The 16,593-nt window shown below is 60.7% G+C and carries 10 protein-coding genes and 1 tRNA gene; all 11 read right to left on the reverse strand.

Features of this window, described 5'->3' with window-relative positions:
• Window positions 1-24: 24 nt before the first annotated feature.
• Window positions 25-2,289, reverse strand: a complete 2,265-nt coding sequence (locus tag FYB76_RS16410; protein WP_370516362.1) for a TonB-dependent hemoglobin/transferrin/lactoferrin family receptor — start codon at window positions 2,287-2,289, stop codon at window positions 25-27.
• A 397-nt stretch (window positions 2,290-2,686) separates the two neighbouring features.
• Window positions 2,687-6,928 (reverse strand): DNA-directed RNA polymerase subunit beta', encoded by a 4,242-nt coding sequence (gene rpoC / locus FYB76_RS16415; protein ID WP_088757505.1) that lies wholly within the window; start codon window positions 6,926-6,928, stop codon window positions 2,687-2,689.
• 284 nt (window positions 6,929-7,212) lie between these two features.
• On the reverse strand, window positions 7,213-11,319 hold the full coding sequence (gene rpoB, locus FYB76_RS16420) for a DNA-directed RNA polymerase subunit beta (RefSeq protein ID WP_154134296.1): 4,107 nt from the start codon (window positions 11,317-11,319) through the stop codon (window positions 7,213-7,215).
• Between the two features lie 279 nt (window positions 11,320-11,598).
• The gene (gene rplL, locus FYB76_RS16425) at window positions 11,599-11,976 is read right to left on the reverse strand and encodes a 50S ribosomal protein L7/L12 (protein ID WP_034333536.1); all 378 of its coding nucleotides are present in this window, start codon (window positions 11,974-11,976) and stop codon (window positions 11,599-11,601) included.
• Window positions 11,977-12,072: 96 nt separating this feature from the next.
• Window positions 12,073-12,570, reverse strand: coding sequence for a 50S ribosomal protein L10 (rplJ, locus tag FYB76_RS16430; protein ID WP_041309939.1), 498 nt, complete (start codon window positions 12,568-12,570; stop codon window positions 12,073-12,075).
• Between the two features lie 335 nt (window positions 12,571-12,905).
• On the reverse strand, window positions 12,906-13,601 hold the full coding sequence (rplA, locus tag FYB76_RS16435) for a 50S ribosomal protein L1 (protein ID WP_008334113.1): 696 nt from the start codon (window positions 13,599-13,601) through the stop codon (window positions 12,906-12,908).
• Window positions 13,601-14,032 (reverse strand): 50S ribosomal protein L11, encoded by a 432-nt coding sequence (gene rplK, locus FYB76_RS16440; protein WP_007875265.1) that lies wholly within the window; start codon window positions 14,030-14,032, stop codon window positions 13,601-13,603. The genes rplA and rplK overlap by 1 nt, the downstream gene beginning before the upstream one ends.
• A gap of 160 nt (window positions 14,033-14,192) precedes the next feature.
• Window positions 14,193-14,783 carry a transcription termination/antitermination protein NusG gene (nusG, locus tag FYB76_RS16445; protein ID WP_034333546.1) on the reverse strand — a complete coding sequence of 197 codons (591 nt, stop codon included), beginning with the start codon at window positions 14,781-14,783 and terminating at the stop codon, window positions 14,193-14,195.
• Between the two features lies 1 nt (window position 14,784).
• Window positions 14,785-15,165 carry a preprotein translocase subunit SecE gene (gene secE, locus FYB76_RS16450; RefSeq protein WP_013232176.1) on the reverse strand — a complete coding sequence of 127 codons (381 nt, stop codon included), beginning with the start codon at window positions 15,163-15,165 and terminating at the stop codon, window positions 14,785-14,787.
• Window positions 15,166-15,196: 31 nt separating this feature from the next.
• Window positions 15,197-15,272, reverse strand: a tRNA-Trp gene (locus tag FYB76_RS16455).
• Window positions 15,273-15,345: 73 nt separating this feature from the next.
• The gene (tuf, locus tag FYB76_RS16460) at window positions 15,346-16,536 is read right to left on the reverse strand and encodes an elongation factor Tu (RefSeq protein WP_008334097.1); all 1,191 of its coding nucleotides are present in this window, start codon (window positions 16,534-16,536) and stop codon (window positions 15,346-15,348) included.
• Window positions 16,537-16,593 lie beyond the last annotated feature (57 nt).

Below are 16,593 nucleotides of genomic sequence, written 5' to 3' on the forward strand. Positions count from 1 at the left end.
ATGAGAGATGACGGGTCCGACGACTCAGTAGGCGATCTTCAGGCTGACGTTGAAGCTGCGCCCCGGCTCGGTATAGGCGTCCTTGTTGACCGCGCTGTCGGCCAGCGACAAGCCGCGGATGTCGGCCCAGCTCCAGTACTTGCGATCGAACAGGTTGCGGAAGCCGGCGGTGACGGTCATGTTGCGGGTGAGGTGAACCCCACCCGAGAGATCCATCACGAAGAAGGAGGGCGAGACGAAGTTGGTGGCCGTCGGAATGTCTTCCTTCTTCTTGGCCGCGTTGTAGACCAGGTCGCCCTGCACGAACCATTGCTGCGGGCGCTCATAGCGCAGGCCTGTCACCACCGACAGCGGGGCCACCGATTCCAGGCCCTGCTCGACGCCATTGGTGGTCGTGGTGCCCTTGGTCCAGGCGAAGCCGCCCTTGACCGTGAAGCCATTGTCGAGCGCGTAATCGATGCGCCCTTCCAGCCCGTGAATCTCGGCCTTGGCCGCATTGCGGTACTGGAAGATGGTCGGGTTGGCCACCGTGAGGTTGCCGCGCACGGTCACCAGGTCGATGAAATTGCGGTAATTGCCCTTGTACGCCGCCGCGCTGTAGCGCAGCGCGCCGGGCCCGGCCGCCAGCTTGCCGCGCAGGCCGACTTCGACGGTGTTGCTCGTTTCGGGCTTGAGGTCCGGATTGGAGATCTGGCGATAGACGGTATTGTTGAAGAAGGAATTGATCTCCTGCGGCGAAGGCGAACGGAAGCCGCGCGCATATTGGATATAGGGAATGAACGCCGGTGTGACCTCATAGAGGAAAGCCAGGCGCGGCGAGAAGGCGCTGTCGCGGCTGCTCACTGCTGGCTGCCCGTTGGCGATGGCCTGGGCATCGTACTTGGCGCTGGCCTTGGGCTTGAGTTCATAGCTGTCCAGGCGCAGGCCGGCGATGGTGGTCAGCGCCCCGGTACGCATCTCATCCTGCACATACGCGCCAAGCTGGGTGGATTCGGTCTTGGGGAAATACTGGCAATACTGCGTCCCGGTGCAACTGGTCCAGCCGGTACCGTCGGCGCTGGTCTGCAAGGTGGACAGGCTCAGGTCCAGCCCATAGACCAGCTTGTGGCGCCAGCTGTCGGAACCGAAGTTGCTCTCGGCCAGCAGGCTGCCGCTGATCATCTGGTCGCTATAGGAAACCGCACGGAAACGCGGCCGCACGATCGTCGCCGTGCTGGTGCCGGCTTCATTGGTGAACTGGTCGGTGTCGGCATTGCGATAAGTGAGGCTGGCCTTGAATTTCTGTATCCACGGCTGCTCCGCATCGTTGCGTTCGTAGGCCAGCGTGGCACGCTGGCCGGTGGACTTGCTGCTGGTGCTGTAAGCCGTCACGCCGCTGCCGATCGCGGAGAGACTGTCACCGCTCTCACGCTCTTCGGTGGCCTGCAGCGTGAGCTTGAACGTGTCGATGCCATTGGGCTTGAAGACCAGCTTGCCCAGCGCCGAGCGATTGGTAGTGCTCATCGGGTCGGGCGTGGTGCGGGCGCTGCCGCGCACGTCATTGGTCCCCTTGTTGTCGCTCTCGTTGCCGTGGCGCGCATTGAGGATCAGCATGCCCTGCCACTGCTGGCCGCCCCAGGCCGCACTGGCGGTGGCGCCAAAGCTTTTGTCGACCGAGTCGTACGAAGGTTTGAAGGAGAAATAGCTGGACTTGCCATAGACCTCCAGCAGGTCCGAGGGGTCCTTGGTGATGAAATTGACCGCGCCGGTAAGGCCATCGCTGCCATAGAGCGAAGACGCCGGGCCGCGCAGCACTTCAATGCGGCGATACAGTTCGGTATCGGTGGTCGCACCCCGTCCCACGCTGGCCACGCCCTGGCTGAAAGCGCGCGGCATGACGATGCCATCCTCCAGCATCAGCACGCGATTGCCATCGAGCCCGCGGATGGTGATGCCCTCATTGCCGCCTCGCCCGGTATTGGCGGTCGCGCCGGTGATGCCGGACATGCGATATACCGAGCGCCGCACCTCCACCCCCGGCTCGTAACGCAAGGCATCCTTGATGTCCTTGGCGTTGTGCTCTTCGATCTCTTCGGAGGTGATGACGGAAGCCGTCGCCGCGGCGTGATCAAGGTCACTGCTGCCGGAGCGATTGGCCGTGACGACCACGTCCTGCAGCTTCTTGCCGCTGGCCTGCGCCAACGTGATGGACTCGCTTGCGGATGCGCGAGCGGGACTGGCTTGGGTATCGGGATCGGCCGATTGCGCAAAGACACTCGCGCACAGCCACGACTGCAGCGCCAGGAACACGGCCGCTGCACACTTCGATTTGCATGGAAACACTGGTAACCACCCCTTGGTCTGGTTCGGTTACTAGCGCTGGCTGGCTACCTCTTGGATAAAAACGGCCTGCGGGCGCAGGTCGTCGTCGATATGAAGTTTGATTCCACGCGACAGGAATCAGATGAGAATCATTATTATTTGGAGATGATAAAAGATTCACTCATCCTTGGCAATTCCGCAAGCAGCAAGGCCTACCGTGAGTAGGGATAAATAGGGATATGAAGGCCATGATGCCCTGGCCAACACCCCCATGAACGAAAAAACGGCACCGGAATTGCTTCCGGTGCCGTTTTCTCTTGCAGCTTGTTGTCTTGCCGAGGCGGCCGGTCCTGCTGGCCGCCCCGTATTGCCTTGCCGACGATGCTTACGCTTCGCCTTCGCCGCCACCGATGGATTCGGTCGAGGAGACTTCCTCGTCGGCGAAGTCGGAACGGGAGGCACGTTCGGCTTCGAGCAGTGCTGCGCGCTCTTCGGCTTCCCATGCATCCTTTTCCTTGCGGGCGCGGTGGAAGGCCAGGCCAGTACCGGCCGGGATCAGGCGGCCGACGATGACGTTTTCCTTCAGGCCGCGCAGGCCGTCCTTCTTGCCCATGATGGCTGCTTCGGTCAGCACGCGGGTGGTTTCCTGGAACGATGCGGCCGAGATGAAGGAGTCGGTCGACAGCGATGCCTTGGTAATACCCAGCAGCACGTTTTCGTAGGTCGCCGGGATCTTGCCTTCGGCGGTCACGCGGTCGTTCTCGTCCAGCAGCTCGGAGCGCTCGACCTGCTCACCGGTGATGTAGTTGGTGTCGCCCGGCTCCACCACTTGCACGCGGCGCAGCATCTGGCGCACGATCACTTCGATGTGCTTGTCGTTGATCTTCACGCCCTGCAGACGGTACACGTCCTGCACTTCGTCCACGATGTAACGGGCCAGCGCTTCGATACCCAGCAGGCGCAGGATGTCCTGCGGATCGGCCGGACCGTCGACGATCATTTCGCCCTTGTTCACCACCTGGCCGTCGTGCACCAGCACCTGCTTGTCCTTGGTGATCAGGAACTCGTGCTTGGTGCCTTCCATGTCGGTGATTTCCAGACGCTGCTTGCCCTTGGTTTCCTTGCCGAAGGCAACGGTACCAGTGACTTCGGCCAGCATGCCGGCATCCTTGGGCGAACGGGCTTCGAACAGCTCGGCCACGCGCGGCAGACCACCGGTAATGTCACGGGTCTTCTGCGATTCGGTCGGGATACGGGCCAGCACTTCACCCACATGCACTTGCTGGCCGTCCTTGACGGTGATCAGCGCGCCAACCTGGAAGCCGATGGTCACCGAGTGTTCGGTGCCGGCGATCTTCACTTCTTCGCCTTGTTCGTTCAGCAGTTTCACCTGCGGACGCATGACCTTGGAGGACGGACCACGACGCTTCGCATCGATGACCACCAGGGTCGACAGACCGGTGACTTCATCGATCTGCTTGGCCACGGTCGAACCCTCTTCCACGTTTTCGAACTTCACGGTACCGGAGTACTCGGTGATGATCGGACGGGTCAGCGGATCCCAGGTTGCCAGGGCGGTACCGGCCTTGATGGTCAGGCCATCCTTGACGATCAGGGTGGCGCCGTACGGCACTTTGTGACGCTCGCGCTCACGGCCCAGGTCGTCGGTGATCAGCACTTCGCCGGAACGGGAAATGACGATCTGTTCGCCCTTGCCATTGGTCACGTAACGCATCGTGGCGGTGAAGCGCACGGTGCCGTTGGACTTGGCTTCCACCGAGGAGGCCACCGCTGCACGCGATGCCGCACCACCGATGTGGAAGGTACGCATGGTCAGCTGGGTACCCGGCTCACCGATGGACTGCGCAGCCACCACACCGACGGCTTCACCGGAGTTCACCAGCAGGCCACGACCCAGGTCGCGGCCATAGCACTTGGCGCACAGGCCATAGCGGGTGTCGCAGGTCAGCGGGGTACGAACCTTCACTTCGTCGATACCCATGCGTTCGATCTCTTCGACCTTGTCTTCGTCCAGCAGGGTGCCGGCTTCGTACAGGGTGGATTGATCTTCCGGGTTGACGATGTCGGTCGCAGCCACACGGCCGAGGATACGGTCGCGCAGGGCTTCGATGACTTCACCGCCTTCAACCAGCGCCTTCATGGCCGAACCGTTGGAGGTGCCGCAATCGTCTTCGATCACGACCAGATCCTGGGTCACGTCCACCAGACGACGGGTCAGGTAGCCGGAGTTTGCGGTCTTCAGCGCGGTATCGGCCAGACCCTTACGGGCGCCGTGCGTCGAGATGAAGTACTGCAACACGTTCAGGCCTTCGCGGAAGTTCGCGGTAATCGGCGTTTCAATGATGGAGCCGTCAGGCTTGGCCATCAGGCCGCGCATACCAGCCAGCTGGCGGATCTGGGCAGCCGAACCACGGGCGCCGGAGTCGGCCATCATGTAAATCGCGTTGAACGATTCCTGGGTGGTCTTCTTGCCTTCGCGGGTGACGACGTCTTCCACCTTCAGCTGGTCCATCATGGCCTTGCCGACTTCGTCGCCGGCCTTGCCCCAGATGTCCACCACCTTGTTGTAGCGCTCGCCTGCGGTCACCAGACCGGAGGAGTACTGCTGTTCGATCTGCTTGACTTCCGATTCGGCAGCCGCGATCAGGGTGGCCTTTTGCGGCGGCACCAGCATGTCGTCCACGCAGATGGAGATACCGGCGCGGGTCGCCAGGCGGAAGCCCGACTGCATCAGCTGGTCGGCAAACACGACGGTGGCACGCAGACCACACTTGCGGAATGACGTGTTGATCAGCTTCGAGATTTCCTTCTTCTTCAGCGCGCGGTTCAGCACCGAGAACGGCAGGCCCTTGGGCAGGATCTCGGAGAGGATGGCGCGGCCGACGGTGGTCTCGTAGCGCTTGACGGTACGCACGAATTCGCCGGTGACCGGATCCTTCGGGTGTTCCACGATACGCACGGTGATACGGGTGGCCAGCTCGACTTCCTTGTTGTCGTAAGCGCGGATGACTTCCGACACGTCCTGGAACATCATGCCTTCGTTCTTGCCGTTGATGGCTTCACGGGTGGCATAGTACAGACCCAGCACGATATCCTGGGACGGCACGATCGACGGTTCGCCGTTGGACGGGAACAGGATGTTGTTGGAGGCCAGCATCAGGGTGCGGGCTTCCATCTGCGCTTCGATCGACAGCGGCACGTGGACGGCCATCTGGTCGCCGTCGAAGTCGGCGTTGAACGCCGCGCACACCAGCGGGTGCAGCTGGATCGCCTTGCCTTCGATCAGGACCGGCTCGAACGCCTGGATGCCCAGACGGTGCAGGGTCGGCGCGCGGTTGAGCATGACCGGGTGTTCGCGGATGACTTCTTCCAGGATGTCCCAGACCACCGGTTCTTGCGCTTCCACCAGCTTCTTGGCGGCCTTGATGGTGGTCGACAGACCCATCAGTTCCAGCTTGTTGAAGATGAAGGGCTTGAACAGTTCCAGGGCCATCAGCTTGGGCAGGCCGCACTGGTGCAGCTTCAGCTGCGGGCCCACCACGATGACCGAACGGCCCGAGTAGTCCACGCGCTTGCCCAGCAGGTTTTGACGGAAACGACCGCCCTTGCCCTTGATCATTTCGGCCAGCGACTTCAGCGGACGCTTGTTGGCGCCGGTCATGGCCTTGCCGCGACGACCGTTGTCCAGCAGCGAGTCGACCGCTTCCTGCAGCATGCGCTTTTCGTTGCGCGTGATGATTTCAGGAGCACGCAGCTCCATCAGGCGCTTCAGGCGGTTGTTACGGTTGATGACGCGGCGGTACAGGTCGTTCAGGTCGGAGGTCGCGAAGCGGCCGCCATCCAGCGGCACCAGCGGACGCAGTTCCGGCGGCAGCACGGGCAGCACTTCCATGATCATCCAGTCGGGCTTGATGCCCGAGCGCTGGAACGCCTCCAGCACCTTCAGGCGCTTGGCGTACTTCTTGATCTTGGCTTCGGACTTGGAGTCCTTCAGTTCCTGGCGCAGGGTTTCCGCTTCGCGGTCGATGTCGATCGAGCGCAGCAGTTCGCGGATACCTTCGGCGCCCATGAAGGCGATGAAGTCGTCGCCGTACTCTTCGTACTTGGCGGCGTAATCGTCTTCGGACATGATCTGGCACTTCTTCAGCGGGGTCATGCCAGGATCGGTCACGACGTAGGCTTCGAAGTACAGCACGCGCTCGATGTCGCGCAGGGTCATGTCCAGCACCATGCCCAGACGGGACGGCAGCGACTTCAGGAACCAGATGTGGGCAGTCGGGGAAGCCAGCTCGATGTGGCCCATGCGCTCACGGCGCACCTTGGCCAGGGTCACTTCCACGCCGCACTTCTCGCAGATCACGCCACGGTGCTTCAGGCGCTTGTACTTGCCGCACAGGCACTCGTAGTCCTTGATGGGGCCGAAGATCTTGGCGCAGAACAGGCCGTCGCGCTCAGGCTTGAAGGTACGGTAGTTGATGGTTTCCGGCTTCTTGACTTCGCCGAAGGACCACGAGCGGATCTTGTCAGGCGAAGCCAGACCGATCTTGATCGCGTCGAATTGTTCGTTTTGCTGGACTTGCTTGAATAGATCGAGCAGTGCTTTCATGTATCACTCCAGGTTGGCGTGAGAAACTAAATTTACGTGTGGCCGGTTCACCCTGCTTAACCCTGTTCGCATCGGCGGGAGAGCCAGCGAAGCCTCTGCTTCGTGGTGCCGCTCGATACCGGGACAGACCTCCCCAGCTTACTGCCGTACTTCGCTTGAATCTTTTGAATCTCTTGATTCGTTCACATCGCCCGTGGAGCGATGCGTCAATACTGAATTCTTGAATTCTTGGTTCGCCGGAAAAACCGGCGGGGTGCGCAGCCTGCGCCGCGCACCCCTTTACATCATTCGCGTTCCAGGTCGATGTCGATACCCAGCGAGCGGATTTCCTTCACCAACACGTTGAAGGATTCCGGCATGCCGGCATCGATCACGTGGTCGCCCTTGACCAGGTTCTCGTACACCTTGGTACGGCCGTTCACGTCGTCGGACTTGACCGTCAGCATTTCCTGCAGGACGTAGGAGGCACCGTAAGCTTCCAGTGCCCACACTTCCATTTCGCCGAAACGCTGGCCGCCGAACTGCGCCTTGCCGCCCAGTGGCTGCTGGGTCACCAGCGAGTACGGGCCGGTGGAACGAGCGTGCATCTTGTCGTCGACCAGGTGGTGCAGCTTCAGGTAGTGCATGTAACCGACGGTCACGGTGCGCTCGAAGGCTTCACCGGTGCGGCCGTCATACATCGTGACCTGGTTCTTGGACGGGGTCATGCCCAGCTGCTTGGCGATCGGGTCCGGATAGGCCAGATCGAGCATGCGGCGGGTTTCTTCTTCATGTGCACCGTCAAACACCGGGGTCGCGAAGGGCACGCCCTTCTTCAGGTTGGTCACCAGCTCGATGATTTCCTCATCGCTGAAGGTATCCAGTTCTTCCTTCTTGCCCGACTCGTTGTAGATGGTGGTCAGGAACTTGCGCAGTTCCGCCACCTTGGCTTGCGCCTGCACCATCTCGCCCAGACGCAGGCCCAGACCCTTGGCCGCCCAGCCCAGGTGAACTTCCAGCACCTGGCCGACGTTCATACGGGACGGAACGCCCAGCGGGTTCAGCACGATGTCGGCGGGGGTACCGTCGGCCATGTGCGGCATGTCTTCGATCGGCAGAATGCGCGAAACCACACCCTTGTTACCGTGACGGCCGGCCATCTTGTCGCCAGGCTGCAGGCGGCGCTTCACGGCCAGGTAGACCTTGACCATCTTCTGCACGCCAGGCGGCAGTTCGTCGCCCTGGGTCAGCTTCTTGCGCTTCTCTTCGAAGGCCAGGTCGAACTGGTGACGCTTCTCGGCGATGGATTCCTTGATGGCTTCCAGCGCGTTGGCGATGTCGTCATCGGCCGGACGGATGTCAAACCAGTGGAACTTGTCCAGATCGTCCAGGTAAGCCTTGTCCAGCTTGGTGCCCTTGACCAGCTTCTTGGGGCCGCCGTTGGCGACCTTGCCGATCAAGAGACGCTCCAGACGCTGGAAGGCATCGCCTTCCACGATACGCAGCTGGTCGTTCAGGTCCAGGCGATAGCGCTTGAGTTCATCGTCGATGATCTGCTGGGCGCGCTTGTCACGCTGGATGCCTTCGCGGGTGAACACCTGCACGTCGATGACGGTACCGACCATGCCCGAGGGCACGCGCAGCGAGGTGTCCTTCACGTCGGAAGCCTTCTCGCCGAAGATCGCGCGCAGCAGCTTCTCTTCCGGGGTCAGCTGGGTCTCGCCCTTCGGGGTGACCTTGCCGACCAGGGTGTCGCCAGCTTCGACTTCGGCGCCGATGTAGACGATACCCGACTCATCCAGGCGGGCCAGTTGGTTCTCGGCCAGGTTGGAGATGTCGCGGGTGATTTCTTCTGCACCCAGCTTGGTGTCACGTGCCACCACCGACAGTTCCTCGATGTGGATCGAGGTGTAGCGGTCATCAGCCACGACCTTTTCGGAGATCAGGATCGAGTCTTCGAAGTTGTAGCCGTTCCAGGGCATGAACGCCACCAGCATGTTCTGGCCCAGTGCCAGCTCGCCCATGTCGGTCGAGGCGCCGTCGGCGATCACGTCATGCTTGGCCACGCGGTCACCGATCTTGACGATCGGGCGCTGGTTGATGTTGGTGTTCTGGTTGGAACGGGTGTACTTGATCAGGTTGTAGATGTCCACACCGACTTCGCCAGCTTGCGCTTCGTCGTCGTTGACGCGGATCACCACACGGCCTGCATCGACGTAGTCCACCACGCCGCCACGCAGGGCTTGCACGGTGGTACCGGAGTCGACTGCCACGGTACGCTCGATGCCGGTGCCGACCAGCGGCTTTTCCGGACGCAGGCAAGGCACGGCCTGGCGCTGCATGTTGGCGCCCATCAGTGCACGGTTCGCGTCATCGTGTTCCAGGAACGGAATCAGCGAGGCTGCCACCGACACCACCTGGCCCGGGGCCACGTCCATGTACTGCACGCGTTCCGGCGAGACCAGGATGGTTTCGCCAGCTTCACGGGCCGACACCAGTTCGTCGGACAGCTTGCCTTCGCCGTCGATGGTCGCGTTCGCCTGGGCGATCACGTAACGACCTTCTTCGATGGCCGACAGGTAGTCGATCTGGTTGGTGACCTTGCTGCCCTCGACCTTGCGGTACGGGGTTTCCAGGAAACCGTATTCGTTCAGGCGGGCATACAGCGCCAGCGAGTTGATCAGGCCGATGTTCGGGCCTTCAGGCGTTTCGATCGGGCAGACGCGGCCGTAGTGGGTCGGGTGCACGTCGCGCACTTCGAAGCCGGCGCGTTCGCGGGTCAGACCGCCAGGGCCCAGGGCGGAAACGCGGCGCTTGTGCGTGATTTCCGACAGCGGGTTGGTCTGGTCCATGAACTGCGACAGCTGGGACGAACCGAAGAACTCACGGATGGCAGCCGAGATCGGCTTGGAGTTGATCAGGTCGTGCGGCATCAGGTTGTCCGCCTCGGCTTGGCCCAGGCGTTCCTTGACGGCGCGTTCCACGCGCACGAGACCGGCGCGGAACTGGTTTTCGGCCAGTTCGCCCACGCAGCGCACGCGACGGTTGCCCAGGTGGTCGATGTCATCGACTTCGCCGCGGCCGTTACGCAGTTCGACCAGGATCTTGATGACGGCCAGGATGTCGTCATTGGACAGGGTCATCGGACCGGTCAGCTCGTCGCGGCTGACGCGACGGTTGAACTTCATGCGGCCCACGGCCGACAGGTCGTAGCGGTCTTCGCTGTAGAACAGGCCGTTGAACAGGGCTTCCACGGACTCTTCAGTCGGCGGTTCGCCAGGACGCATCATGCGATAGATCGCCACGCGCGCGGCGGTCTGGTCGGCGGTGTCGTCGGTACGCAGGGTCTGCGAAATGTAGCCGCCCTGGTCCAGGTCGTTGGTGTACAGGGTCTGGATGGCCGAGATGTTGGCTTCGCGCAGCTTGGCCAGCAGTTCTTCGGTCAGCTCGTCGTTGGCGCTGGCCACGACTTCACCGGTGTCCGGATCGACGATGTTCTTGGCCAGCACGCGGCCCAGCAGGTAGTCCTCAGGCACGGAGATGTGCTTGATGCCGGCGGCTTCGATGTCACGCACGTGCTTGGCGTTGATGCGCTTGTCCTTGGCGACCATCACCTTGCCCGACTTGTCGGTGATGTCGAAACGTGCGACTTCACCGCGCAGGCGCTCGGAGACGAACTCCATGTCCGCGCCTTCGGCGTGCAGGTTGAAGTTGTCGAAGACGAAGAAGTTCGCCAGGATCTGCTCGGAGGTCATCCCGATGGCCTTCAACAGGATCGTCACCGGCATCTTGCGGCGGCGGTCGACGCGGAAGAACAGGATGTCCTTCGGGTCGAATTCGAAGTCCAGCCAGGAGCCACGGTAAGGAATGATGCGGGCCGAGAACAGCAGCTTGCCCGACGAGTGCGTCTTGCCGCGGTCGTGTTCGAAGAACACGCCCGGGGAGCGGTGCAGCTGGGACACGATCACGCGCTCGGTGCCGTTGATGACGAAGGAACCGGTGGTGGTCATCAGGGGCAGTTCGCCCATGTAGACTTCCTGCTCCTTCATTTCCTTGACGACCGGCTTGGTGGGCGACTCCTTGTCCAGAATCACCAGGCGCACCTTGGCGCGCAGCGGGGACGCGAAGGTCAGGCCACGTTGTTGGCACTCTTTGACGTCAAACGGCGGAGCGCCCAGCACATACGACAGGAATTCGAGGCGCGCAAAGCCATTGTGCGACACGATGGGGAAAATCGAGGTGAAAGCCGATTGCAGGCCTTCGTTCTTGCGTTCCGATGCAGCACGTTCGGGTTGCAGGAAATTCTGATACGACTCGATCTGAGTCGCGAGCAGGAACGGAACGTTGTGGACGTTTGCGCGTTTCGCGAAGGATTTGCGAATGCGCTTCTTCTCAGTAAATGAGTAGTGCATGGACACTCCGTGAGTGACAGGAAGGATAGAGAATTCAAGATTCGATCAGACCGCGCGACTTGCCGGGAAAGCAGTCCGGGCCATCGGCACTCAAATCTTCAAATGTCTACCCTAGTTTTTTGCTGAGATCGCGCTTAATATTCCCGACAACGAATACTGCGGCGCATCAACATCACCAGCAAAAATAAGAAACGACAAAGGAGCCAAAGCCGAATCCCTTTTTCAAGGGATTCTGCACTTTGACTCCGGAGTAATGACTCGCCTTGGTAGGCAAGAGAATTACTTCAGTTCGGCCTTGGCGCCAGCTTCTTCCAGCTTCTTCTTGGCAGCTTCAGCGTCAGCCTTGGCGATGCCTTCCTTGACCGGCTTCGGTGCACCGTCAACCAGATCCTTGGCTTCCTTCAGGCCCAGACCGGTGATTTCACGCACGGCCTTGATGACGCCGACCTTGTTGGCGCCGACTTCAGCCAGCACAACGGTGAACTCGGTCTGCTCTTCAGCAGCAGCAGCAGCACCAGCACCACCGCCAGCGGCGGGAGCGGCCATTGCGGCAGCGGAAACACCAAACTTCTCTTCGAATGCCTTGACCAGGTCATTCAGTTCCATCACGGACAGCGCGCCAACGGCTTCCAGGATGTCTTCTTTGCTAATTGCCATTTGAAACTCCTAAATTTATTTCGGTAATAACATCAGATTGGTAGTGACGCGAAAGCGTCGAAACTGCAGAGCGGGGCCGCTTCAAGCGGCCGTGCCTCATGCGGCTTCGGCTTCCTTCTTGGCTGCCAGGGCAGCCAGAGCGCGCGCAAAGCCCGACACCGGAGCCTGCATCATGCCCAGGACCTGGGCCAGCAGAACTTCGCGAGACGGGATGTTTGCCAGCGAAGCCACAGCAGCCTTGTCCAGCTGCTTGCCTTCGTAGTTACCTGCCTTCACAACCAGCTTGTCGTTGGTCTTGGCAAAGTCGGACACGACTTTGGCAGCGGCCACGGCATCTTCCGAGATCGAGTAGATCAGCGGACCGGTCAGTTGCGGGGCGAGGTCGGCAAACTTCGTGCCTTCGATGGCGCGACGAGCCAGCGTGTTTTTCAACACGCGCAGGTATACGCCTTGGGCACGCGCTTGTGCGCGCAGTTGCGTCAAGGAACCAACCTGGATGCCACGGTATTCGGCCACGACGATCGTTTGCGCAGATGCAACCTTTGCGGAAACTTCGGCGACGACGGCCTTCTTGTCATTCAGATTGAGACTCAAGATCAACCTCCAAAAATAGTACTCGGCCACTACACAGGCCACTGCCTGCTTGCCTTGCACCGGTTCGAACACGGCGTCCGACGTTTAGGAGTTCACTGCAGCATAGGGCAAAACTGAATATGCTGCCTGAGACTACGAAACTTGCTCGGGTTCACCATCTGCGTTGGGTCCACTGGACTTGCGCCCAGCGCTTTTAACTTCGTCCGGCTTGCTGCTGCCGGCTTCCGCCCAACGGTCTTTGAAGGCCTGCCGCAATCAATTGCTGATTGCAATCAACTGCGACAGCCCAAAGAGATGCCCCGCTTCCTCACGGAAACGGGGACTGTATTGCTTGCTTAGGCAGCCAGGGAAGCCTGGTCCACGCGAACGCCAGCGCCCATGGTGGACGACAGAGCGATCTTGCGCAGGTACACACCCTTGCTGCTGGCCGGCTTGGCCTTGTTCAGGGCATCGATCAGGGCCAGCAGGTTGGCCTTCAGATCGGCGTCGGAGAACGACTTGCGGCCGATGGTGGCGTGGATGATACCGGACTTGTCGGTACGGTATTGCACTTGACCAGCCTTGGCGTTCTTGACGGCAGTGGCCACGTCCGGGGTCACGGTGCCAACCTTCGGGTTCGGCATCAGGCCACGGGGACCCAGGATCTGACCCAGGGTACCGACGATACGCATGGTGTCGGGCGAAGCGATGACGATGTCGAACGGCATGTCGCCGGCCTTCACGCGCTCTGCCAGGTCTTCCATGCCGACCACGTCAGCGCCAGCTGCCTTGGCAGCTTCAGCCTTGTCGCCGGAGGCGAACACGGCCACGCGAACGGTCTTGCCGGTACCGGCAGGCAGCACCACCGAACCACGGACCACTTGGTCCGACTTCTTCGCGTCCACGCCCAGCTGGACGGCGACGTCGATCGATTCGTTGAACTTGGCGGTTGCAAATTCCTTGATCAGGGAAACGGCGTTGTCGAACGGATAGGCCTTGGTACGATCGACCTTTTCCTTCATTGCCTTGACGCGCTTGGATACCTTAGCCATTACAGACCCTCCACCGTGATGCCCATCGAACGTGCGGAACCAGCGATGGTACGCACGGCAGCTTCCAGATCAGCAGCGGTCAGGTCCGGCTTCTTCTGGGTTGCGATCTCTTCCGCTTGCTTGCGGGTGATCTTGCCGACCTTGTCGGTATGCGGCTTGGCGGAACCCTTCTGGATACCAGCAGCCTTCTTGATCAGGATCGTTGCCGGCGGGGTCTTCATCACGAAGGTGAAGGACTTGTCCGCGAAGGCGGTGATCACGACCGGAATCGGCAGACCGGGTTCGACACCTTGAGTCTGGGCGTTGAAGGCCTTGCAGAACTCCATGATGTTCAGACCGCGCTGACCCAGGGCCGGGCCGATCGGGGGGGACGGGTTTGCTTTACCAGCTGGCACTTGCAGCTTGATAAAACCAATAATCTTCTTTGCCATGACGGCTCCTTATTGATTGAGTTGTAGCGCCGTGTCATTCGCCTTGCGGCTCCTTACTGCGGCTCCTCGGATGACTGGATGATCGGACGATGACTTGTCCGGGACGCTCCAGCGGGCGTTGAAAACTTGACAGGGAAAGGCGGGATTCCGGAGGGCGGGATCAGACTTTTTCCAGTTGGCCGAATTCGAGTTCGACCGGGGTGGCGCGACCGAAGATGGTGACCGAGACGCGCACGCGCGATTTCTCGTAGTTCACTTCCTCGACGTTGCCGTTGAAGTCGGTGAACGGGCCTTCCTTGATGCGGACCATTTCGCCAACTTCGTAGAGCACCTTCGGACGGGGCTTCTCGACGCCTTCTTGCATCTGGCGGAGCAGCGAGTCCACTTCGCGCTGCGGCAGCGGGGTCGGACGATTCGACTTGCCACCGATGAAACCGGTCACTTTGGCGGTATTCTTCACCAGGTGCCAGGTTTCGTCCGTCATTTCCATCTCGACCAGGACGTAGCCCGGGAAGAAACGACGTTCGGTCACGGACTTGTGACCATTCTTCATATCAACGACTTCTTCAGTCGGCACCAGGATCTGGCCGAACTGTTCTTGCATGCCGGCGCGGTTGATGCGCTCGGTCAGCGCGCGCTGCACGCTCTTTTCCATGCCGGAATATGCATGCACCACGTACCAGCGCTTGTTTCCGGCGCTTGAAACGCTTTGCGCACCAATCGGTGCGCTGTCTTGCGTGCTATCGCTCATGTTATTTCCAGCCCAAAATTACGTCGTACAACAGGAACTCGAGCAACTTGTCCGTACCCCAGAGGAAGATCGCCATGATCAGCACGAATGCGAAGACCACCGCAGTGATCTGCATGGCTTCCTTGCGGGTGGGCCAGACGACTTTCTTGGTTTCGCGCACGGATTCCTTGGCGAAACCGACGAAGCCGCGGCCTTGTGCAGACGTCCAGGCAAACGCCACAGCCACCAGCAGACCGGCGACCAGGGCGACAGCGCGCACCGGAGTCGACTGATCAGACAACACAAAAAAACCGACCACGCCTGCAACCACAGCCACAATCGCCAATGCGATCTTGATCTTGTCGTTGGAGGTGTTGACGGTTTGAACTGGCTGGCTAGACATATTTACTTTCAGTACCCTGCACCAGATTCGGTGGCAGGGGCGGAGGGCATCGAACCCCCAACCTTCGGTTTTGGAGACCGACGCTCTGCCAATTGAGCTACGCCCCTACAAAAACTCGCGATTGAGACACGAATGCCGCGATACGTTACGCACCGCGGCAAAGTGTTTTACAGCTTGATCTTAGTCGAAGATCTTGGCAACCACGCCGGCGCCGACGGTACGGCCGCCTTCACGGATAGCGAAGCGCAGGCCTTCTTCCATGGCGATCGGGTTGATCAGTTGCACGGTGATCGACACGTTGTCGCCCGGCATGACCATTTCCTTGTCCTTCGGCAGTTCGATCGCACCGGTCACGTCGGTGGTACGGAAGTAGAACTGCGGACGGTAGTTGTTGAAGAACGGGGTGTGACGGCCGCCTTCATCCTTCGACAGAACATAGATCTCGCCGGTGAAGTGCTTGTGCGGCTTGATCGAACCCGGCTTGGCCAGAACCTGGCCACGCTGCACGTCTTCACGCTTGGTGCCGCGCAGCAGCACGCCAACGTTGTCGCCAGCTTGACCTTGGTCCAGCAGCTTGCGGAACATTTCCACGCCGGTGCAGGTGGTCTTCTGGGTGTCAGCGATACCGACGATTTCGATTTCTTCGCCGACCTTGATGATGCCGCGCTCAACGCGACCGGTCACCACGGTGCCACGGCCGGAGATCGAGAACACGTCTTCCACCGGCATCAGGAAGGTACCGTCAACGGCACGTTCCGGGGTCGGGATGTAGGTGTCCAGGGCTTCTGCCAGGGCCATGATGGCTTGTTCGCCCAGGGGACCGGTGTCGCCTTCCAGCGCCAGCTTGGCCGAACCCTTCACGATGGGCAGGTCGTCGCCAGGGAACTCGTACTTCGACAGCAGTTCGCGGACTTCCATTTCCACCAGTTCCAGCAGCTCAGCGTCGTCCACCATGTCAGCCTTGTTCAGGAAGACGATGATGTAAGGAACGCCAACCTGGCGCGACAGCAGGATGTGTTCGCGGGTCTGCGGCATCGGGCCGTCAGCGGCCGAGCACACCAGGATCGCGCCGTCCATCTGGGCTGCGCCGGTGATCATGTTCTTCACATAGTCGGCGTGGCCTGGGCAGTCAACGTGCGCGTAGTGACGGTTCGCGGTTTCGTATTCGACGTGCGCGGTGTTGATGGTGATGCCGCGTGCCTTCTCTTCAGGCGCTGCGTCGATCTGGTCGTAGGCCTTCGCTTCGCCGCCGAACTTCTTCGACAGAACGGTTGCGATTGCAGCGGTCAGGGTGGTCTTGCCGTGGTCAACGTGACCGATGGTGCCGACGTTCACGTGCGGCTTGGTCCGTTCAAACTTGCCTTTTGCCATCTTAGACTCCTAAATTTGATGAGAATGTCCAGGCAACACGCCCGACTGATTACTGAC

Source organism: Herbaspirillum sp. CAH-3, from assembly GCF_009668275.1.
GTDB classification, from domain to species: domain Bacteria; phylum Pseudomonadota; class Gammaproteobacteria; order Burkholderiales; family Burkholderiaceae_D; genus Herbaspirillum; species Herbaspirillum aquaticum.

Bases quoted from the DNA above. Each gene is read 5' to 3' on its own strand.
- rpoC (WP_088757505.1), bottom strand. From the start codon at position 6,928: ATGAAAGCACTGCTCGATCTATTCAAGCAAGTCCAGCAAAACGAACAA.
- rpoB (WP_154134296.1), bottom strand. From the start codon at position 11,319: ATGCACTACTCATTTACTGAGAAGAAGCGCATTCGCAAATCCTTCGCG.
- rplL (WP_034333536.1), bottom strand. From the start codon at position 11,976: ATGGCAATTAGCAAAGAAGACATCCTGGAAGCCGTTGGCGCGCTGTCC.
- rplA (WP_008334113.1), bottom strand. From the start codon at position 13,601: ATGGCTAAGGTATCCAAGCGCGTCAAGGCAATGAAGGAAAAGGTCGAT.
- rplK (WP_007875265.1), bottom strand. From the start codon at position 14,032: ATGGCAAAGAAGATTATTGGTTTTATCAAGCTGCAAGTGCCAGCTGGT.
- nusG (WP_034333546.1), bottom strand. From the start codon at position 14,783: ATGAGCGATAGCACGCAAGACAGCGCACCGATTGGTGCGCAAAGCGTT.
- secE (WP_013232176.1), bottom strand. From the start codon at position 15,165: ATGTCTAGCCAGCCAGTTCAAACCGTCAACACCTCCAACGACAAGATC.
- tuf (WP_008334097.1), bottom strand. From the start codon at position 16,536: ATGGCAAAAGGCAAGTTTGAACGGACCAAGCCGCACGTGAACGTCGGC.